This is a genomic window from Rhizobium sp. CB3090 (genome assembly GCF_029714285.1).
Taxonomy (GTDB): Bacteria; Pseudomonadota; Alphaproteobacteria; order Rhizobiales; family Rhizobiaceae; genus Rhizobium.
In genome coordinates, this window is sequence record NZ_CP121663.1 from 1,705,813 (window position 1) to 1,726,206 (window position 20,394).

Here is a 20,394-nt window from a genome sequence, read left to right on the forward strand (position 1 = left end):
GCAGCAGGCGGACCGAATCGCTCTGACGCTGGAGACAGTGAATGGACGCTTGGATGTCGGAAGAAATGCTGGATGACCCAGACGCGGGGTTGACGCTGGCTGAACGCACCTATTTGCAGCTTCGCGAAGACATCATCACGGTACAATTGCCGCCTGGTACCGTTCTGCGTGAGAACGAGATCATGCGCCGCCTGGACGTAGGCCGCACGCCCGTACGCGAGGCGCTGCTCCGGCTCCAGCGGGACGGCTTCGTGGACGTCAATGCGCGCCGGGGTACATTCGTCAGCAGGATCGACATCAGCGATCTTACCGCAATCTACGAGGCCAGGGCGCGGATCGAATCCTGGGCGACGCGATTAGCCGCGGAACGTTTGCGTGAGCCGGAACGCCGTGAAGCCGGCGAGCTGATCGAGGCGCTGAAGGCTCTTTCCCTGCCCTCGGAACTTGACGCCCTGCTCGCGCTGGACCGGCGTATCCACCGCTTTATCTATCGAAGCGCCAAGAACCGCTATCTGTTCGATACGCTCGACCATTACCACAACCTCTCGCTCCGGATTCTCCATGTCGCCATGCGGCGATTTCCGGAACTGTCGCCGGAACTCGATAAAGTCGTGCAGGAGCAGATACTGATGCTTGAAGCCGTCTGCCGTGGAGATGCCGAAACCGCGGAACAGATCGCATTGCATCACGTCCTAAGTTTCGAGCAGGAAGTCCGCAAAGTCATCTGACGGTCACCCGCCAGATTTCACCGCAACTTCTGCAGAAGCATTCGCAGACCGGGTTGGCCGGCCTCCGCGACAGCGTCGTCCAAGGAGAACCATCGTAGCTTGCGAGTGCCTTTTTCCGGATAAGACCTTGCCATAGACTGAACCTCGATGAGGTGAGCCGTCACCCTATATCGGCGGAGGTTGTTGTCTTTGACGTAGGTGAAGGATCCAAATGGCTCTTCTGTCACAATGCCACGTGCACCGGCCTCCTCAAACGCCTCGCGCTCGGCGGTGACACTCGAGGTCTCGCCAGGTTCAATATGACCTTTAGGAAGTCCCCAGTGCCCATTGCGCTTGCTGCTGACAAGAAGAACCTGCACTGCACCCCTATTCGTGCGGCGTAGGCAGACCGCCCCCGCCTGCTCGACATCTATGTCAGCCAACGTGCCTGGCACGCGCTTCGACGATCTTTCCGAAGCCTCCTGCAGCATCGCATCATGTCCTCAGCGTTTGACGGCGGCCGGACCGTAGCGGCTGAGGATGTTTGTGTCTACCGTCGAACGGTAGTTCTTCGCCGACGCATCTGCAGCCTTCCCGCCAACACTCAGCCAACAGGTTTTCTGCGATCCCTTGCGCAATCTGTCGGTTTTTAGGATCGAAAACGGCCCAACACGCAGCTGCCACGGGAACAAGGATGCCTTTCGCTCCGTTTAACGCTCGAGGTAGATCATGTTGACGAATGGAACATGGCAAGAGCCCGTAAGCCTTGAGCTACACCGGATCGGCGAGTTTCGAACGATCAGGAGCAGTTTGGAAGCACTCGATTGTCTGTTGACAGATTGGCCCGCCGAAGAAGATCGGTTTTACCGGGATGCATTGATGATCTGTCGCGCTGCAGTCGATGGCAAATCCACCCCTGAGCTTGCCAGGGATGCCTTTATCGTGGCGGCGCACGAAAGCTGCATATACATGAAGCTCGGATATTTCATTCCAGATTTTGTTATCGAACCACCCAAAGCGGCATTCTGAGATAGCACGCCGATTCAGTAGCTATTGTCCCAGAATTGGGATGAATTCCTTCGAATAATAAGACGAGCAGCCGATATCAAAAAACAGCGATATTCGGCGCCGCGCTCCAGGAAGAATAGACAGCTTTCCTCGATCGTCGATTGGCTGGGTGAGTTTAGCGTTGCTTTAAAGAAGCTGTGTAAGGATGCAGGCCTGTCCTCTATACCGGCAACCTGATGAAGTTTCGAAGAAATTCAAAAATATTAAGTGGCTTCGCGAACTCTGCAATAGGCCATGCTACCGCATTTGCTCCGGCAATATTTGCGGCGACCATTGCAGTCATCGTCGTCTGGGTTGCGACGAACTGGCGGCTGGAGCGATCGCTGGCCGATGAACGCTCGGTTGTTGCCAGCGAACTTGCCACCATATCATCGCGGCTTCAGACTAATCTCAACAGCAATGTGAAGCTGTTGCAAGGTCTCGCGGCCGGTATATCGGTCAATCCGGCGATGGACCAAAACGCTTTTTCCAAGCTTGCCGCGCAGATCTTGCAACCCGATTCACAATTGCGAAGCTTCGCCGCGGCGCCCGGCATGGTGGTCAAATGGGTTTATCCGGAAAAAGGAAACGAAAAGGCGATCGGGCTCGACTACCGGACGAACGTAAAACAACGCAATGATGCGATGCTGGCGCGCAACACCCACAATATCGTCCTGACAGGCCCGGTAGAGCTTGTCCAGGGTGGAGTTGCTTTCGTGGTCAGGTGTCCGGTTTATATGAATGACGGAACAAGCCAGATCTTTTGGGGTCTTCTGTCCGGAGTCATAGACATACCAAGGCTCTATCAGGACAGCGGCCTTGAATCGACCGACCTTGAGATTGCCGTCAGCACCGTACCGGAGCCGAACTTGCCCAAGCAGGTTTTTCTCGGCGACCTGAACACTTTTTCGAAGCAACCGGTCGTGGCATCCGTTGATATGACGTACGGCCGATGGACCCTCGCCGCCGTGCCTAAGGGCGGATGGGGCCAAAACAACGGCATAGGCATTTTTGAGCTCTATGCGAGCCTGCTGTCTCTATGCGTCGTTGCGCCGATTGTCTGGGTCGGCTTTCTGACCAAATCACGCCAGAGAACCATTGAAAAGCTCCGCCTTCACAAGAAAAAGCTTGTCCGGGCACGGCAAAGGCTGGAATACCTGTCGTTGCATGACGCGCTGACGGGGCTTCCTAACAGGCGATTTGTCGACCAGATGATCTCGCAACCGCCGAGACCCGGTCCGAACGATTGTCTGATACTCATTCATATCGACCTGGACCGCTTCAAAGAGATCAACGACACGAAGGGACATGCCGGGGGTGACACGGTCCTACAGTCAACGGCATCGCGCCTTGCCAACTTGACCGGTCCAAACGACGTGGCGGCTCGGATCGGCGGAGATGAGTTCATCTTCGCTAGCTGGAGTTCCAATCCCGAACCTAAAGCACATATGTTAGCCCAACAGATCGTCGATGCGCTCGAACAGACCCTCTTCATCGATGGTTCGGAGTGTGTGATCAGTGCAAGCGTTGGCGTCGCCTGGGAAATCGAATGTTCTGGCGGGCGGGACCTTGGCCAACTGCTTCTCAATGCCGATTTGGCTCTGTACGAGGCGAAGAAGGCGGGCCGCGGCCGCGCCGCCACTTTCACCGAAGAGCTTCGCATCGCGGCAATCCATTCGAAAGAATTGGCGGACGAATTCAATCACGCACTCGACCGCGACGAACTGGTGGCATTCTTCCAGCCGCAGTTTAATGCAGACACGTTGGAGATCGCCGGCGTCGAGACGCTTGCCCGCTGGGATCATCCGCGAAAGGGTCTGCTCGGCCCCGACAAATTTCTTAATGTCGCGGAAAGTCTGGGGCGTTCCGGCGACATGGATAAGCTGATTCTGCAAAAGGCCCTATTCGAGCTTACAAGATGGGACAGCCTGGGAATGCGCATCCCGCGTGTCTCAGTCAATATTTCGGCGCGTCGGCTGGCGGAGGCAAATCTGCTTGCGGAGCTGTCAGCGCTTCCTGTAGCGAAGGGCCGACTGTGTTTCGAGCTGCTTGAGACGATCTCCTTCGACGACCTCCAGCCTGTTCTCAATGAGATAATTCCAGCTCTCAAAGAGCTTGGTATTGAAATCGAGATCGATGATTTCGGCACCGGACATGCCAGTATCGTCAGTCTGCTGAGATTTGAGCCACGAAGGCTTAAGATCGATCGCGAAATTATCAACCCGATTGTCACATCTCCATCTCAACGCCGTCTGGTTTCCTCGATCATCGAAATCGGCCGCTCACAGAACATCGACATCGTTGCCGAAGGCGTGGAGACAATGGAGCATGCGAAGATCCTGAAAGATCTTGGTTGCCATTTGCTGCAAGGCTACGCTCTGGCACGGCCAATGACCTCGAAACAATTGATCGAATTTTGCCGTGTGAAGGATGAAGGGCTTACAATAGCAGGGTAGTAGCTATGCTGTGTTTCCCTGCCGCAGCCTCTGGAGCAGGCGGCTTTCGGGGACGGGAGTACCGGCTGGGGGACAACGATTGCTCCGTCAACTCGCTGCATTCCTCAGATGCGCCGTCGAGTCGGTCCCGGTTCGCCGGCGCTCCAGTGCACGAGCTGATTTCCGCGCCACCCGCAGCTCGGCGAGCGTCGGCTGCCACCAAAGGGCGTCGTTGTCCGGCTGTGAACTCGGCCGAGACGGCCAGGTTTTCACGAGCTCATCGAAGGTACCCGGACGCCAGCGTCCCCAGATGTAATCGTCGTTCTGAGGAAAACCAGCGTAGAAAGAGCGAAGGGTTTCCGGCTCAACGAGTTCTCCGTCGAAGCCTGTGAACACGACGATGCCGTAGGCTCGCGTCATCACGGGGCGATCAAGGGGCGGAAGTTGATCCGGCCTCAAAGGATGGCGCCGGCGGCGACGTTCAGCCGCACGGGCACGCGATGCTCGTTCTTCCTCGGATCCACGTCTCTCCGCCTGCCGCCGCTTACGCTCCTCAGGCTCATTGCGCCTGGCGGCGGCCTCGATCCGGCCCCAGCGTCGACGCAAGTCTTCATAGGATCGATAAGGAATGCTCCAAACCCGGTTGTCCGCGTCCCACGAGGCAAATGGCACTTCCCGCATCTCATCGACGACTGTGCGAGAGTAAGGCGTTCTCACCTCCAGACGATCGTCCTGCACGAGAAGATACTTCGAAAGAATCGGGTCGAAAGCGTAGGCGTCACGGCCCTTGATGTCGGCATAGGCATCCGCGGCAGCGGCTTCGCGCTCCAGCCAGCGGTCGAAGCGCCGGGACGCCGTCTTTCCCGGAACGAACCAGGCTTTCAGATCGTCGCTCCAACGGGCACGCGGAAAGCTTTTGCGGAACCGTTCGACCGTCATCCGGTCGTAGGGGAAGGTTGCCGTCGCGCCGGGCCGATCGTCCGTTTTGGTGCTTTTCTCTTCGCCGCTCTTCATGTTCGTCGTGCTGCATTCGCCGCCACTTCAACGATGAACGCGTTGACGCAGGTTGCGGTTCATGAAACCTGCACACCTTTGGCCGATCTCCCGGAAGGTGATGCAAAGCTGCTCGACGGGCGAGATGGAATGCTCCCATTCACTCCGCCAGCACCCGACAGCAGACAGCACGTAGGCGGAACCGGGCTCAGAATGAAACAAGGGCCTCCAAGGCTCTTGTTATCAGCACCTTTCTCCCTCAGTACCAGCTATCGGCCATCGACGACTTGCGTCTGCCTACAAAATCACACAGGGCCTCATCAAGCGCAACGTCGAGAGGTGGCGCTTCGTAGTCTGCGAGCGTCCTTTTCCATTGGCGGTTGGCGCGCGTCGCAATGTCGGTCGATCCGCCCTCCTCGCTCCACTTCTCGAAAGGCTCATTGTCCGACAGCGTCGTTTGCCAAAAGGCGGTCTGATAGTTTCGCATCGTGTGGGCGGAGCCGAGGAAATGGCTGCCGGGACCCACTTCTTCGAACGCGTCGAAGGCCAGCGTGTTGTCATCGACGGTGACGCCGGCGAGATAGGAATGGAGCGCGCCGCAGAGATCTGCGTCCATTACGAATTTTTCGTAAGACATGGACAGCAGACCATCGAGGAAGCCGGCAGAGTGCAGGATGAAATTCGCTCCGCAGTGAATGGCCGACAGCATGGACATCAGCCCCTCCTGCATGGCCTGACCGTCGGGGAGTTTGGAGTTGGAGAAGTTGCCCGCGCAGCGCAAAGGCAGCTTCAGCCGCCGTGCAAGCTGCCCGATCACCATCGAGCCGATGGCCGGTTCAGGGGTGCCGAAGGTGGGCGATCCCGATCGCAGCGACATGGACGACAGGAAATTGCCGAAGATAACCGGCGCGCCTTTGCGTTCGAGCTGCGTCAGAGCGCAGCCTGCGAGCGTTTCCGCATAGGATTGAGCGATAGCCCCCGCGTTCGTGACAGGCCCCATCGCGCCACCGAGGATGAACGGCACGATGACGGCCGCTTGGTTGGCACGGGCATAGGCCCGCAGCGATCTTGTCATGGTGCCGTCCCAGACAAGTGGCGAGTTCACATTGACGTTGCCCAGGATGACGCAGTTCTGGTCGACGAAGTCCGCGCCGAAGAGGATCCGCGTCATCTCGATCGAATCCTCGGCACGCTCCTCCGCCGTCACCGATCCCATGAACGGGCGGTCGGAATATTTGATGTGGCTGTAGACCATATCGAGGTGACGTTTGTTCACCGGCACGTCGACCGGCTCGCAGATCGTGCCGCCGGAATGGTGCAGCCATGGGCTTGCTTGAGCGAGCTTGATGAAATTGCGAAAGTCTTCGATGGTCCCGTACCGACGGCCTTTATCCAGATCCATGACGAAAGGCGAACCGTAGGCCGGCGAGAAGACCACATTGCCTCCCCCGATCTGCACGCTGTTCGCCGGATTGCGGGCGTGCTGGGTGAAGACGCTCGGGGCAGAAGAGACAATCTCGTGAAGCATTCCCGGTTCGAAGCGAACGCGCACGCCGTCCACCTTGGCCCCAGCCTTCTTCCAGTGTTCGACAGCAACCGGATCGTCGCGAAATTCTATTCCGATTTCTGCCAGAATGCGGTCCGCGATACGTTCGATCTTTTGGAGGTTCTCTTCCGAGAGGATGTCATAGGTCGGGATGTTGCGGACGATATAGGGAACATGAACCTTCCCCATGCCGTCGCGTCGGGCGGATCGCCCACTGCGTCCACGTCTGCCAGCACTCTCTTCAATTGCCTCGGTCATTTCCGCCTCCATAATCGAAGTAGAGGCTAAACGACTTTGAAGCTTTGTAACGCTGGAAAAAACTTGGCTTTTGTATAAGCTCTGTTTATGCAAACCTTCAGAAGACTTTTGCCGTCTGCCTCCAGCCTGATCATCTTCGAAGCAGCAGGAAGGCATCAAAATTTTAGTCGGGCCGCCGAAGAACTCGGCATGACCCAGGCCGCCGTCTCTTTTGCCGTGCGCAAGCTCGAAGATCAGCTTGGCATACCCCTCTTTCATCGCGAGCATCGTAGTGTCGAATTGACCGACGTGGGCGAGCGTTTCCACGCGGATGTCACCGTCGGTCTTTCGCGCATCCAAAAGTCGGCGGAGGACATCAGAACGAAAGGCCGGGAAGCCAATGTCACGCTGGCGGCTTCGACCGCATTCGGTTCCATGTGGATGCTGCCGCGTCTGGCCCGTCTCCGTGCCGATCTTCCGGACATCGATCTGCGTATCCAGACCAGCGTGCGGGACCTCGACCTAGACGAGGAGCCGATTCCGCTCGGCGTTCGCGGCGGTGATCCGGCAAGCTGGCCGCGCTATCATTCCGCCATGCTGGCGCCGGAAGTTGTTTTTCCCGTCGCAAGCGCCGGCTTTGTCGAACGGCGCGGTCTTCCCGAGCGGCCTGAAGACCTCCTGACATTACCCCTCATCCATCTGGAGGAACCCGTCAGAGCTGCCTGCGATTGGTCGGAGTGGTTCACAAGCGCGGGAGTCCGATATTCCGCTCAGGCGCGGCGGCTGGCGATCAACGATTATGTGCTCGTCATACAGGCTGTTCTGGCCGGCGAAGGCGTGGCTCTCGGCTGGCAGCATCTTATCGAGGAGCAGATCCGATCGAAAGCGCTGGTTCCGGTGGGCGGGCATGTCCTGCACACCAACTTGGCCTTCCACGTCGTCTGGCCGCGGTCAAGAGAACTCAATGCCCAGGCAAGGCGGGTGCGCGACTGGCTGGTCGAGGAGGGACGACGTATCCCTGGTTGTGATGCAGCCTGTCGAAGTAATCCATCTTTTTGAATCCGGCCCGACCGTCCTCGCAACGGATAAGTTGTCGAGGCTCCTGCAAATCGCCAAGGAGCATGATGGAGAAATCACAGTCCTCGACGGCGAACGACCGGTCGGGGTGATTTCTCGACACGATCTCCTGAATGCAGTCAGTGGATGACTTCGACCCCAAGCGAGCCCTCCCGACTTGTCGGGCTCTCCCAGTCCCGGCAAGCATCTTGCTGGCGCCGCCAGCGATCATCGGGCTCTTAGGGTCATTACGAAACGAGCGCTTGTGCCCAAGCCAGCTCTCAATCGACCGCTCCGCATTTCGACAGAATATCGTCGACAACGGAGGCGAGCGGCGCAGTGGCGTCAATGATCGTTGCTTTCTTGGGAAGATCTTCCTTCGTTGCATGCAGTCGCACCACCACGTCTCGTTCGGCTGGTTTTCCGCCAAACTCGTCTTCAGGTCTGCTGGCAAGCCGCCTCTTCAAGGTGTCCAGATCGATGTCGAGAACGAAAACTCCGTCAAACAGATCGATAAAGTGATGGAAATTCCTTGAGGCGCCGCAGAAGAAGGAGATCGGGTGGCGTCGATCGGCCACAAGGGATTTGACCCTGTCGACATCCCAAAGGTGGTGCTTGTGCCCAAAGGCCACATCCAGAATGTTCTGCTCGTGCGCAGAACCATCCAGCGGCTCACCCGTCTCGGGATCGCCTTGATAAGCCAACTCGCGGTCACCATGGATGGCGTGGTAACCGCGCTGCTGCAGTTCGGTGGCGATTGAGGTCTTGCCAGTCCCGGAAACGCCTTCGATCAAATAATTCCTAACGCCCATTACGCTCTCATTCGATTTGCCGCACGCCGATTGGCAATGACCGAGAAACCTATTGCCTTGCGACGGAGAACTTTAACAGATTTCCGGCGCGTCAACTCCAATGGCCTGCACGGCGCAGAGGGACGTTGAAGCCCGCTTTCTGCCGAAAGCCACCGTGGCGGCATTTACGACATAAGAACGCATTTTCTTAAGCCCGTAAGCCCGTGGCAATTCGATATCGCCACGGGAAGGACCGCTAGTGCTCCAAGAAGACGTAGTTCATCCAACTGCTCATGCGCAAAAGGACCTTTCGGAGGATGGCGACGTGATGCCAGTGCTCGGTATAGACTGCAACCTCCGCGACAACACCTCCCGGCAACTGATATTTGTCGGTATCCTCAAGCAATTGGATACGGGCCAATGTCTGTCCTGGAGCGGCGCGCTCGGGCGCCTGCGGGTCTATCAGCGCTCCTCCCGGCTGAAGCTGGCCTTGGGCCATCACATCGATGACCTCTTGGACGCGCGCTTTGAATATTTTGCCGGGCACCGCTTTGAAAGCGACCTCCGCATCATCGCCAACGCGTACGCGTTGCAGTGAGTTCTGAATGAACGCTGCCGCCAGCATACGGTCCTCGCTGTTGATGAACACCATGACGGGGCGCAGCGGCAAGGGATTGGCCATCATCCCCGGACGGAGAAAGACCTGGGTCACATAGCCGTCGCTTGGGGCGCGAACCGTCGTCTGGTCAAGTTCGTATTCGGCATTACCCAGCTCCGCCTTCAATCGGGCGACGGTTGGATTCGTGCCGTTGATTTCGGATTCATAGGCCAGCCTCGCCTGAGTTGCTTGAGCACGTGCCGTATCGGCGGTCGCTTCTGCGGTCAGATAGAGCCCGCGCCTATTTTCGACCTCGAGCTCGGAATAAACAGCGCCCCTACCGCTGGATTTTGCATTCTCGTTTGCCTGCTGGAATTTCGTGAATGCCTGCAGGGAGCGGTCGCGTGATGCCTCAGCTCCGGTGACCGCGGCATTAGCAGCATCGAGCGCAGCCTTCAATTGAAGAACCGTCTGCTCGGCCTCGGCCAGAGCTGCCTTCTTCTGATCGACGACAAATTGATAAGGTCGCGGATCAATGCGGAAGAGCACGTCGCCCTTCTTCAGCGGCTTGTTTGGCGTGACAGGCACTTCCACGACCTGGCCTCCGACGACCGGGATGACAGGTGCCGAGGTGAAATAGACGCGTCCGTCTCCGGAATAAGGATGGTTGTAGCTCATGATGAGCAGCAGGCCGGAGATCAGGAAGATTCCGCCCAGAACGGCCGTCGCGAGTGTCCATTGGTTTACCGGGATCCGGAATATCTTGAAGATTGTCCAGCAGATCGCGGCATAGGTGAGTATCAGGAGCAGATCCATCAGACTTTCTCCTTCTCCAGCGGGAGCGCTTCGAGCTCGGCAATCCGGGCGTGAAGACGCGCGATTTCAGCATTTGTCTCCGCTTCATTTGTCTCCGCTTCGCGCGAAAGCTTGCCGTCGGGCTGGATTCCCCAGCCGCGGTCCTCCCGGTAAAGCGTTGCCCAGATGAACAGAAACGGCCAGATGGCGTGCAGGGTGAACAGGCTCACCCATCCGGCAACGTGGATCGCATCCTGATGAGGATGATTGCGAGCCTTGGCAATCAGGTGGGGGATGTCATGAATCGCTATCACCGCATAGAACAGAGTGACCACTACGAAAATCAGGACCCCAAGTGCAAAATAGTCGAGAAACACGGTTCCTCCTTTTCGGCTCGTGGCGGAGCCGACCGGCCGTAGTCAAGGAGGAGATAGTAGCGCTGCCGGACCTCAAACGCCTGTAGCATCACGTATCGTCTATTGGCCGCTCCCTCGTCACATCGGCAGAACGCCGGGCTTCAGGGTGTAATCGCGATGCCGGCGCCTTTTAAACCTGCCAGAAAAAGGTCTTGATCCGAGGGCCGCTGCAGCCGCTTTGCGACCTCCCCGCGGATATTGGCCAGCAGCACGGGCGCGTTCGATTTCAGCCACTCCTGTTCACGACCGGCTTCGTCGAGCTTGCCCTGAGCACCCAGAATCGCGAGCAGAACAAGATGGTACATGGGGTTATATTTGAGATCTGCCATATGGACCCACAGTTCGGCCGCCTGGTAATCACGCCGCATATAAGCGCACATCGCCATGCCCACTTCATAATATCCAATGGGGCCAGGGTTTCTGCTGATGGCTGTCGACATCAGTTCGCAGCCCGTTTCCCACCTGCCGGAGAAGGCGAGCCTGAAACCATATTCCCCTGAGACTTCCGTGTCGTTCGGATTGATCGCATAGGCGGCGGCTCCCTCCTTCAATGCGGCGTCTACGTCGCCGTTGAAAAAGTTCGCAAGCATCAAGGCCTGCAACGCCCGTGCATTCTGAGGATCAAGATCCACAGCACGCTTTGCCGTTTCAAGAGCCAGCTTCAAGGGACGCCCCGATTGCGGCGTGTCCAGGCGGTATTGGAAGCGAACCTCGTCCAGATAGGTCAGAGAGAGCAATGCCCATAAGGTCGCATAGGTCGGAAGACGCTCGGTCGTACGCTTGAGGCAATCTTGCACTGCCGCGTGGTTTTGCGGGTTCAGTTCGCTTCGGTAGTTGTAATAGGACAAGGTACACGCGTAAGCGTCCCAGTCGTCAGGGGGAGACTCGGTCAGGCGCGCGGCGTCAGCCTGGAAGATCAGGCCGTAGGGCTGGGCGACAGCCGTCGCAACCCGCTGTGCGACATCCGCCTCGACGTCCAGCATATCCTGCACTCGAAGGTCCCTATCGTAATTGTCCGCCCAAATCACCGATCCATCGGAACGGCGGACGAGCCTGGTCGTCAGCCGAAGCTTGTTTCCGTCAACGCGCACACCTCCCTGAAGTGCGAAACGCGGTTCTTCCACCCGGACGTCCGGTCTGGAAGGCGGTTGTTTTGCGATGACGGCGATCTCCTTGAATTTCGCAAGCTCGCCAATGACTTCTTCCGTGAGCCCGCGGGCGATGTCAGCGGACCCGCCCTCTTTTGAAATTTCTTCGAAAGATTCGACGAGAACCTTGGGAACGGTCACTCCCGCCGCGACCGGAGCGATATTTTGAGCGCCGCGCGATGAAAAGAGGACGACGCTGAGCGGTGGGACAACGGCGACAAACATCGCCAAGGCTATTGCCGCTGCGATCGCGTACCACAGCCACACGGGCGGCGGTGCCCCATCCATGCGATCGGCCGCAGTCATCGGCTTCTGCATTTCAGGTGCTGTCTCCGGGACATCTTTCGTCTCGAACAGATCGGGCAATATCTCGGCAACAGTGGCGTACCGAAAGCAGGGTATGTAGGCCCCTTTCGGTATGGTAATGACGATCCGGTCGGCCCTCCCCGCAACCAGATAGTAGCGTTCGAGGCCTCGACGAATCCGGCCCGCTTCTATTCTGACGACCGGATCGTTTTGCGCGTCGAACGATGCATCCCGGGCAAAAACCTCCTGTGCGATCGTATAGGCCTTGAGGTAGTCGGCACGTCCTGCGAGCGTCTCTTCGACGATATATTCCAAAAACCTGCGGCCCCGTTCCGGTGCCAAAAACTCTTCACTTGAAAGGATACGTTGAAGCTGCTCTCTGATCTCCCACATGTCAGGGGAGGACGCGTCGTCCCCGCTTGCCCAAGCGCTCTGCATAGTGTCCCCCTACGACCGTGCTGGTCGTCTTGCCGCCCTTGTATGTTCATGTATATTACGCCTCTATTTTAGATTATGACAATATAATGTCTCCGTCTGCTTGACGTGATCATGACGAGCGGGGCGGAGAGATGTCGGAAAGGAATAGTTCAACGCATTTGTCCGCACTCGAAATTGTCGAAGTGCGCTTTCCTCATGAAGTCGCGCGGGTGCAACAGCTCTTCGGCTCAGATGAGACTTTCCGCGGCATGTGCGAAGATCTTGCAGTCGCCGTCGAAACACTTACGCGGGTGGACTGCCTGCCCGACACTGTCCGGGAAGCACGGCGCCAGGAGTACGCCGGTCTCGTCGAGGCGCTTACCGGTGAAATTCGCGATGCGATCCACAATTCGAAGATCGTGATCTTGCGGCCGACGCCGGCGCGCCCGAAATCATAGCGCTTTGTTGAAATGAATATCCTTGAAGGAAATCAAGCAAAGTTGCAGGCAGATGTTCCGGTAGAAGGAGAGTGTGCCCACCGTCAAGCTCCTGGAATATCCCGGCGCCGCATTCAGAGTGCGGACGCCTCAAGAGACCGCGATTCCTCGAGAGGCCGCGATTCAATGTGAACAGGATAATCTGCTGCTGTGGAACCATACTTGTTATGGTAAGCCGCCGCTGAAAGTCGACCAGCTTCTCCGCAAGTGCGGACGGATGCAGGATCGGAGGTGGAGCTCGAAGCCTGAGGATCGATAGGAGCGCTATTAGCCATCGGCAATCGCGTCGACGAGGATGATGCGCTTCGTCGACATGCGGGTCTGTCCCTGATTGGAGAAGGAGGCGAACGCCGCTGCCTGCACCTGCTTCCTGCGGCGGCCACAAGCACTCGTGGTCCTGTCATTAGAGCGGGATGAATTTAGGCGGAATCGGAATTGGGATTCCGTTTTGTGAGCAAATCAGATTCCTTATTCTGACCGGTAAAGGAGGCCGGGCAGAATGGCGCGACCTTTTTCGGATGATCTTCGAGACCGTGTTGTTGGTGCTGTGATGCACGAAGGGTTTTCGTGCCGGGCAGCGGCCAAACACTTCGGCGTCGGCATCAGTACCGCCATCGACTGGGTGCGACGCTTCCGCGAGACGGGCAGCGCAGCCCCCGGCCAGATGGGTGGGCACAAGCGACGGGCGATTTCGGGTGAGCATCGGGACTGGCTGATCGCACGTTGTCGCGGCAGCGCCTTTACGTTGCGTGGCTTGGTCCACGAGCTGGAGGCGCGCGGTCTGAAAGTGGACTATCGCTCCGTCTGGATCTTCGTGCATGACGAAGGGTTGAGTTATAAAAAAAGACGCTGGTCGCCTTCGAACGCAAACGGGCCGATGTCGTCGCGCGACGAGCTCGCTGGCTGAAGCATCGCCATCGCATCGATCCTGCCCGCCTGGTTTTCATCGACGAAACTTGGACAAAGACGAATATGGCGCCGCTCAGGGGCTGGGCGCCGCGCGGCGAACGACTACTCGGTGAGGCTCCCTTCGGTCACTGGAACACCATGACCTTCCTCGCCGCCTTGCGCATCGACCGCGTCAGTGCGCCCTTCATCCTCGACGGTCCGATCAATGGTGACCGCTTCCGCATCTATGTCGAACAGGTGTTGGTGCCGGAGCTCAACCCCGGCGACATTGTTGTGATGGATAATCTCGGTTCTCACAAAGCCAAGGTGATCCGCACCGCCATCCGCAAAGCTGGCGCCCACTTGTTCTTTCTGCCGCAATATTCTCCCGACCTCAATCCGATCGAACAGCTCTTCGCAAAGGTCAAACATCGGTTGCGAAAAGCCCAGGCTAGGACCCGTCAGGCCATCTACGACGTACTTGGAGACATCCTCCGCACCATTGCGCCACAAGAATGCTCAAACTACTTCATAAATGCTGGCTATGACCGGGCTTAAATTCATCCCGCTCTAGAGCGGCTGAGCGCTTTACCAAAACGCTCAGCCGCTCTAACCTATTGTTTTTACGCAATTCCGGACGGGAAATCGCTTTTCCTAGAATTGTCTAGGCCGCCTTGCTCATTGCTGAGAGCACTTCGGCCACCGTTTCGCCGAAGCTCGAAGGCGTCGGCACGATGGTAACGCCTGCACCCTTCAGGATCTCGACCTTTTCCTGGGCCGACTCTCCGAAAGCCGAGATGATCGCACCGGCATGGCCCATGCGGCGGCCCTTCGGGGCCGAAAGCCCGGCAATATAGGCGATCAGCGGCTTCTTCATATTGTCCCGTGCCCAGAGTGCAGCTTCCGCCTCCTGCGGCCCGCCGATCTCGCCGATCATCAGCACGGCGTCGGTATTCGGATCCTTTTCGAACAGTTCGAGCATGTCCTTGAAGGACGAGCCGTTGATCGGATCTCCACCGATACCCACCGATGTGGAAACGCCGATACCGAGCGCCTTCATCTGGCTCGCGGCTTCATAGCCGAGCGTACCGGAGCGGCCGACGATGCCGATCCTGCCGGGCAGATAGATCGAACCCGGCATGATCCCCATCAGCGCCTCGCCGGGCGTGATCATGCCCGCACAGTTCGGCCCGATCAGGGTCATGCGATCCTCGAAGCGGTAGCGCCTCATATATCGCTTGACCCTGATCATGTCCTGGGAGGGAATGCCATCGGTGATGCAGACGCAGAGCCTTATGCCGGCATCTGCCGCTTCCATGATCGAGTCGGCGGCGAAGGGCGGCGGCACGAAGACGATCGAGGCTTCGGCGCCGGTTTCCTGCATCGCACCTTTCACCGTGTTGAAGACCGGCATGCCGAGATGCGTCTGCCCGCCCTTGCCGGGGGTGACACCGCCAACGACATTGGTGCCGTAGCGCTTCATGTCCTCGGCGTGGAAGCTGCCGATCTTGCCGGTAAAGCCCTGCACGATCACGCGGGTGTTCTTGTCAAGTAGAATGGCCATGGCGTGATCCTCCCTCAAGCGGCCTTGTTCGCAGTGTATGAACGCCAGGCACTAACAGCCTTGTCGGCAGCCTCCGCCAGCGTTTCCGCAATAATGATGTTTTCGCCGGACTCGGCGAGAATGCGCCGCCCCTCCTCCTCGTTGGTGCCGGAAAGACGCACGACCAGCGGTACCGGCACGCCGACTTCGCGCAACGCCTTGATCACGCCCTCGGCCACCCAGTCGCAACGGTTGATGCCGGCGAAGATATTGACGAGGATCGTTTCGACTTGTTTGTCACGGAGCACGGCGCGGAAGCTCTTTGCCACACGTTCCGGCGAGGCGCCGCCGCCGATGTCGAGAAAGTTCGCAGGCTCGCCGCCGGCGATCTTGATCATGTCCATAGTCGCCATGGCCAGGCCCGCGCCGTTGATAATGCAGCCGATATTGCCATCGAGGCCGACATAGGAAAGGCCGCGGTCGGACGCATAGGTTTCGCGCTGGTCCTCCTGGCTCTTGTCGCGCATCTCCGAAATATGCGGCCGGCGGAACAGTGCGTTCTCGTCGAAGCTCATCTTGGCGTCGAGCGCCACGAGCTCGCCGCGGCGCGTGACGACCAGCGGATTGATCTCGAGCATCGAGGCATCATAATCGACGAAGGCGCGGTAGCAGCCGAGCAGCGTCTGCGTGGCGCGGCCGATCAGGGCATTGTCGATGCCGAGCCCAAAGGCGATCTCACGGGCCTGGAAGTCCTGCATGCCGACGCCGGGATCGACGGTTGCGCGGATGATCGAGTCCGGTTCGGCCTCGGCGATCTCCTCGATCTCCATGCCGCCCGAGGAGGAGGCAACGATCATGATCCGCTCGGATTTGCGGTCGAGAACGAAGCCGAGATAAATCTCGCGCTCGATATCCATCGCCTCTTCGACATAGAGGCGGCTGACCAGTTTCCCCTGGGGCCCGGTCTGGTGCGTTACAAGCGTCCGGCCCAGCATGGAATCGGCGGCGTCGACGATCTCGTGGTCGGACGAGCAGAGCTTGACACCGCCAGCCTTGCCGCGCGCACCGGAATGGATCTGCGCCTTGACGATCCACCGATCACCGCCGATCTCGCGGGCGCGATAGGCCGCCTGCTCGGGGCTGTAGGCGAGGCCGCCGCGCGGGATGTGGATCTGATAGCGGGAGAGAAGTTCCTTGGCTTGGTATTCATGAATGTCCATGTCTTCCTCCTCTTATCTGGTTCCGGCCACAATGGCGTCATGGGTGGCAAGCACGTTGCGGGCCATGCGCTCTGAGGCAGCATCGATCATCTTGCCGTCGAGCGACGCCGCGCCCTTGCCCTGGCTCTCCGCGAGCTTCAGCGCCTCGATGATGCGGCGGGCGCGCTCGACTTCCTTTTCAGGCGGAGAGAATATGTCGTTGGCGAGCGCGATCTGGCTGGGGTGGATCGCCCACTTGCCCTCGATGCCGAGTGCTGCAGCCCGGCGAGCGGCGGCCCTGTAACCGTCGGGGTCGGAGAAATCTCCGAACGGACCATCGATGGCGCGCAGGCCGTAAGCGCGGCAGGCCACCGTCATGCGCGACAGGCCGAAATGCCACTGATCGCCGGGATAGTCCGGATTGAGCCCGCCAATGTTGACGGTGCGGGCCTTGAGGCTCGCAGCATAATCGGCAACGCCGAAATGCAGCGCTTCCAGCCGGCCGCCGAAGGAAGCGATAGCCTCGACATTGGCCATGCCGAGTGCCGTTTCGATCAGCGCCTCAAGGCCGACGTGTGTCTTGTAGCCCTTGGCGATCTCGATCTGGTTGATCATGGCTTCGACCATATAGAGGTCGGCGGGGACGCCGACCTTCGGAACGAGCAGCGTATCGATCCGGTCGCCGGCTTGTTCCATCAGGTCAACGACGTCCCGGTACATATAATGGGTGTCCAGCCCGTTGATGCGCACCGAGATCGTCTTGCCGCGGCCGCGCCAGTCGATCTGGTTCAGCGCCTGAACGATGTTGGCGCGGGCACGCTCCTTGTCCGGCGGCGCCACGGCATCCTCGATATCGAGGAAGATATAATCTGCGTCGGAATTGGCCGCCTTCTCGATCATATCAGGATTGGAACCCGGTACGGCAAGCTCGCTGCGTTGCAGACGAAGCCGGCGGAGATGGTTGATGGTGTGGCTCATGATGGTCTCCCGGTCCTGTCTTCTCAGGCTGCCTTGGCGGCAGCGATTGCGGCGGCGGAACGGAACTGGTTGATCGCCGCCGCCACGCCTGAGCCGGCTTCGATCTTTACGCCGCAGTCCAGCAGCGTCAGTTCGGCGGCGCCGAGTGCGCCGAGCACCATCACTTCGTCGAGCGAGCCGAGATGGCCGATGCGGAAAACCTTGCCGGCCACCTTGCTGAGGCCACTGCCGAGCGAGGTGTTGTAGGTGCGGTAAGCGTGTTTGATCACCTCGACGCCATCGATGCCGTCGGGCAGGCGGATCGCCGATACTGTGTCGGAATGCCATTTCGGCTCGGTCGCGCAGAGCTTGAGCCCCCAAGCGGAAACCGCAGCACGGACACCATTCGCAAGATGATGATGGCGCGCGAAGATGTTTTCCAGGCCTTCCTCGAAGATCAGATCCAGCGCGGCGCGCAAACCGTGCAGCAACTGCGTCGGCGGCGTGTAGGGGAAATAGCCGGTGTCGTTGGTCTTGATCATGTCCTCGAAGGAGAAATAACAGCGCATATGGCGTGCAGTCTTGGCAGCCTCCAGCGCCTTCTGGCTGACCGAGAGGAAGCCCAGGCCAGCGGGCAGCATGAAGCCCTTCTGCGATCCTGAAACGGCGCAATCGACGCCCCATTCGTCCTGGCGGAAATCGATCGAACCGATCGAGGAGACGCCATCGACGAAAAGCAGCGCCGGGTGGCTGCAGGCATCGAGCGCCGCACGGACGGCTGCGACATCGGACGTCACACCGGTCGCCGTTTCGTTATGCGTTACGAACACGGCCTTGATCTTGTGCGCCTTGTCGGCGGCGAGACGTTCGGCATAAAGCTCGACCGGCGCGCCCGTACCCCATTCCATGTCGAAACAATCGACGTCGAAGCCGAAGCGCTCGGCCATGTCGACCCAGAGATGAGAGAACTGGCCGAAGCGGCTCATCAGCACCTTGTCGCCCGGTGAAAGCACGTTCGTCATCGCCGCTTCCCAAGCCCCGGTGCCCGAAGACGGATAGATGAACACGCGGCCATTGTAGTTCTTGAACACCTTCTTCACATCGGCGAAGAGCGGCAGCGTCAATTCCGGATAGCGCGGCGCGCGCATATCTTCCATCGGCAGGTTCATTGCCTGGCGAACTTGTTCGGGAATATTGGTGGGGCCGGGAATGAAGAGATGATTGAAGCCTGCCATGGTTCCTCCGATGCATACTGGTCCGAGGTGAATGTTTCCTCGACGCCAAGACTGCCTTTTGGACGATCGCTCCACCACACCCCTCCGGGCAGAAAATGATGCCGGATGGGCAGCGCATTTGCGGCCCGAGCGGGTGGCTGGTTCTTATGAATGGGCAGGCCGGGACTACCCGGCGGGTAGGTCAGCCAACCTTGCGGCGGCGTTCTCTGGCGTAAAGGGCAACGGCCATGGCCCGATTGCGCACCTCAAGCTTGTCATAGAGATTCTTGAGGTGGTATTTCACCGTGTTTTCGGAAATTCCGGTGCGGCTTGCGATCTGGGTGTTGGACCAGCCATGCGACAGCATGCCCAGCAACTCCGTCTCGCGCGACGTGAGCTGCTGGAAGGGCGTGTTCGAGATTTTTGAGAGCATCGTATAGGGAATGCAGATCCGCCCCTTTATGACGGCGGTCAGGGTCGCAAAGAGGATTTCCGGGTCCTCGAACTGGTAGCAAAGACCATTGACGCCCAGCCGAACCGTCTCTTGAATCACGGCGGGATCGTTCTTGTCGGCAAAGAGGACAACGCGCGGATCGAAACCGAGCTTGCCAATTTCCGTGAGCACATCGGGGGCGTCGGCATCTTCGAGTTGCCAACTGAGAAGCAGGCAATCCGCCTCGACCTCGGTAAGCTTCTGAAACAGCTCAGCCGAACTCTGTGCGGTATCGACGATCAAGAACCCCGGTTTATTTTCAAAAAGTCCGCGAAGCGCTGCAATGACGAGCGGATTGCGCTCAGCGACCAAAACGCGCCCGATAAGCTTAGGTGCATTTCCTGAAACCATGCGCCTCTCCCGTTGACGCAATAAAATTCCAGTATCCAAATACCACTAAAGTCCGCGTTCCTGACCGGCACCTTGCGACGGAACGTATCCAGATTACCACGCACCCGGGCATCGCATTGAGCCAGGCTGCATGATGCGGCGCCTTTGCGTCACCGGTTCAAATCTTCGACACTTGCTGAGTTCTCAGGCGAGCATGAATGAACCGCAACTGAATGCTGTCTTCAGCATCGGTTCCAACGGCAGCTTCTAAAAGGAAGGCGTTCAACCGGTCCCGTCTGCCAAAGGAGACGCAGTCATGATCCGCAATTCTTTCATCGCAACCGCACTCGTCGCTCTCATCGGCGTTGCCACCGCCGTCCCCGCGCTGGCGAACGACGTGAACATCGAACAATATGGCTGGTCCAACTCTGCCGGCGGTGCCCAACAAGGCTTCAGAAACCGGATCCGGGTGTACCAGAATGGCGGTTACAACAGGATGGTGGGCCAGCAATATGGTCGCCACAACCTTTCCGCCGTCGGCCAGGAAGGCAACGGCAACTACGGCGCCACCTATCAGAATGGCGACCGCAATGTTGCCGGCGTAGGCCAGTTCGGTTCCAACCACACCACCATCCTCACACAGGACGGCAACGGCAACATCGCCGCCGGCGTTCAGGTGGGACACGGCTGCAACGCCAATGTCAGCCAGGGCGGTAGCGGCAACGTCGCTGCCTTCGTTCAGGCCTGCCCGTAATCGACAACCATCGGCGACGCGGCCAAA

The 20,394-nt window shown here is 58.7% G+C and carries 19 protein-coding genes and 1 pseudogene; 7 read left to right on the forward strand and 13 right to left on the reverse strand.

Translation table 11 applies throughout. The features are described 5' to 3' along the window. The first annotated feature begins 41 nt into the window (after nt 1-41). Nucleotides 42-728 (forward strand): GntR family transcriptional regulator, encoded by a 687-nt coding sequence (locus QA646_RS26580; protein WP_283059718.1) that lies wholly within the window; start codon nt 42-44, stop codon nt 726-728. A gap of 17 nt (nt 729-745) precedes the next feature. On the opposite strand, the gene QA646_RS26585 is transcribed toward QA646_RS26580, so the two are convergent. Then, the gene (locus tag QA646_RS26585) at nt 746-1,198 is read right to left on the reverse strand and encodes an NUDIX hydrolase (RefSeq protein WP_283059719.1); all 453 of its coding nucleotides are present in this window, start codon (nt 1,196-1,198) and stop codon (nt 746-748) included. Nucleotides 1,199-1,436: 238 nt separating this feature from the next. Between QA646_RS26585 and QA646_RS26590 the strand changes: the two genes are divergently transcribed. Both QA646_RS26590 and QA646_RS26595 read left to right on the forward strand, forming a co-directional pair. Next, nucleotides 1,437-1,736, forward strand: a complete 300-nt coding sequence (locus tag QA646_RS26590; RefSeq protein WP_283059720.1) for a DUF982 domain-containing protein — start codon at nt 1,437-1,439, stop codon at nt 1,734-1,736. Between the two features lie 215 nt (nt 1,737-1,951). Further along, a complete protein-coding gene (locus tag QA646_RS26595; RefSeq protein ID WP_283059721.1) occupies nt 1,952-4,210 on the forward strand; it encodes an EAL domain-containing protein in 2,259 nt (752 codons plus the stop codon). Between the two features lie 87 nt (nt 4,211-4,297). On the opposite strand, the gene QA646_RS26600 is transcribed toward QA646_RS26595, so the two are convergent. After that, nucleotides 4,298-5,203, reverse strand: coding sequence for a hypothetical protein (locus tag QA646_RS26600; protein ID WP_283059722.1), 906 nt, complete (start codon nt 5,201-5,203; stop codon nt 4,298-4,300). Nucleotides 5,204-5,441: 238 nt separating this feature from the next. Beyond that, the gene (locus QA646_RS26605; protein ID WP_283059723.1) at nt 5,442-6,986 is read right to left on the reverse strand and encodes a trimethylamine methyltransferase family protein; all 1,545 of its coding nucleotides are present in this window, start codon (nt 6,984-6,986) and stop codon (nt 5,442-5,444) included. An 87-nt stretch (nt 6,987-7,073) separates the two neighbouring features. Here QA646_RS26605 and QA646_RS26610 point away from each other — a divergent pair, with 87 nt between their 5' ends. Beyond that, on the forward strand, nt 7,074-8,024 hold the full coding sequence (locus QA646_RS26610; RefSeq protein ID WP_283059724.1) for a LysR substrate-binding domain-containing protein: 951 nt from the start codon (nt 7,074-7,076) through the stop codon (nt 8,022-8,024). 278 nt (nt 8,025-8,302) lie between these two features. Here the strand turns inward: QA646_RS26610 and QA646_RS26615 are convergent, their stop codons facing one another. The 4 genes from QA646_RS26615 to QA646_RS26630 all read right to left on the reverse strand — a co-directional run bounded on the left by QA646_RS26615 (nt 8,303) and on the right by QA646_RS26630 (nt 12,513). Continuing rightward, complete coding sequence (locus QA646_RS26615; RefSeq protein WP_283059725.1) at nt 8,303-8,833, reverse strand: nucleoside kinase; 531 nt, start codon at nt 8,831-8,833, stop codon at nt 8,303-8,305. A gap of 235 nt (nt 8,834-9,068) precedes the next feature. Further along, entirely contained in the window at nt 9,069-10,226 is a 1,158-nt protein-coding gene (locus QA646_RS26620; RefSeq protein WP_283059726.1) for an HlyD family secretion protein, read from the reverse strand. Beyond that, complete coding sequence (locus QA646_RS26625; protein WP_283059727.1) at nt 10,226-10,582, reverse strand: DUF3302 domain-containing protein; 357 nt, start codon at nt 10,580-10,582, stop codon at nt 10,226-10,228. The genes QA646_RS26620 and QA646_RS26625 overlap by 1 nt, the downstream gene beginning before the upstream one ends. 140 nt (nt 10,583-10,722) lie before the next feature. Beyond that, complete coding sequence (locus QA646_RS26630) at nt 10,723-12,513, reverse strand: hypothetical protein (protein WP_283059728.1); 1,791 nt, start codon at nt 12,511-12,513, stop codon at nt 10,723-10,725. A gap of 158 nt (nt 12,514-12,671) precedes the next feature. Here QA646_RS26630 and QA646_RS26635 point away from each other — a divergent pair, with 158 nt between their 5' ends. After that, complete coding sequence (locus QA646_RS26635; protein WP_349254267.1) at nt 12,672-12,950, forward strand: hypothetical protein; 279 nt, start codon at nt 12,672-12,674, stop codon at nt 12,948-12,950. Nucleotides 12,951-13,259: 309 nt separating this feature from the next. On the opposite strand, the pseudogene QA646_RS26640 reads toward QA646_RS26635, so the two are convergent. After that, a pseudogene (locus tag QA646_RS26640) lies at nt 13,260-13,352 on the reverse strand (hypothetical protein); the annotation flags it as partial. Nucleotides 13,353-13,488: 136 nt separating this feature from the next. On the opposite strand from QA646_RS26640, the gene QA646_RS26645 reads away from it, so the two are divergent. Continuing rightward, nucleotides 13,489-14,435 (forward strand): IS630 family transposase gene (locus tag QA646_RS26645; protein WP_283057968.1). Its coding sequence is split into 2 segments (ribosomal slippage): nt 13,489-13,828 and nt 13,828-14,435, totalling 948 coding nucleotides; the frame shifts between segments, so codons are not numbered across the junction. Between the two features lie 106 nt (nt 14,436-14,541). Here QA646_RS26645 and sucD read toward each other — a convergent pair. The 5 genes from sucD to QA646_RS26670 form a co-directional block, all read right to left on the reverse strand. Further along, nucleotides 14,542-15,441, reverse strand: a complete 900-nt coding sequence (sucD, locus tag QA646_RS26650) for a succinate--CoA ligase subunit alpha (protein WP_283059730.1) — start codon at nt 15,439-15,441, stop codon at nt 14,542-14,544. Between the two features lie 14 nt (nt 15,442-15,455). Beyond that, the gene (locus QA646_RS26655) at nt 15,456-16,640 is read right to left on the reverse strand and encodes a malate--CoA ligase subunit beta (RefSeq protein WP_283059731.1); all 1,185 of its coding nucleotides are present in this window, start codon (nt 16,638-16,640) and stop codon (nt 15,456-15,458) included. Between the two features lie 12 nt (nt 16,641-16,652). Further along, on the reverse strand, nt 16,653-17,597 hold the full coding sequence (locus tag QA646_RS26660) for a CoA ester lyase (RefSeq protein ID WP_283059732.1): 945 nt from the start codon (nt 17,595-17,597) through the stop codon (nt 16,653-16,655). A gap of 23 nt (nt 17,598-17,620) precedes the next feature. Further along, the gene (locus QA646_RS26665; protein ID WP_283059733.1) at nt 17,621-18,811 is read right to left on the reverse strand and encodes an aminotransferase class V-fold PLP-dependent enzyme; all 1,191 of its coding nucleotides are present in this window, start codon (nt 18,809-18,811) and stop codon (nt 17,621-17,623) included. A gap of 181 nt (nt 18,812-18,992) precedes the next feature. Further along, the gene (locus QA646_RS26670; protein WP_283059734.1) at nt 18,993-19,634 is read right to left on the reverse strand and encodes a response regulator transcription factor; all 642 of its coding nucleotides are present in this window, start codon (nt 19,632-19,634) and stop codon (nt 18,993-18,995) included. Between the two features lie 295 nt (nt 19,635-19,929). Here QA646_RS26670 and QA646_RS26675 point away from each other — a divergent pair, with 295 nt between their 5' ends. Further along, nucleotides 19,930-20,367 carry a curlin gene (locus QA646_RS26675; protein WP_283059735.1) on the forward strand — a complete coding sequence of 146 codons (438 nt, stop codon included), beginning with the start codon at nt 19,930-19,932 and terminating at the stop codon, nt 20,365-20,367. The last annotated feature ends 27 nt before the right edge of the window (nt 20,368-20,394 follow it).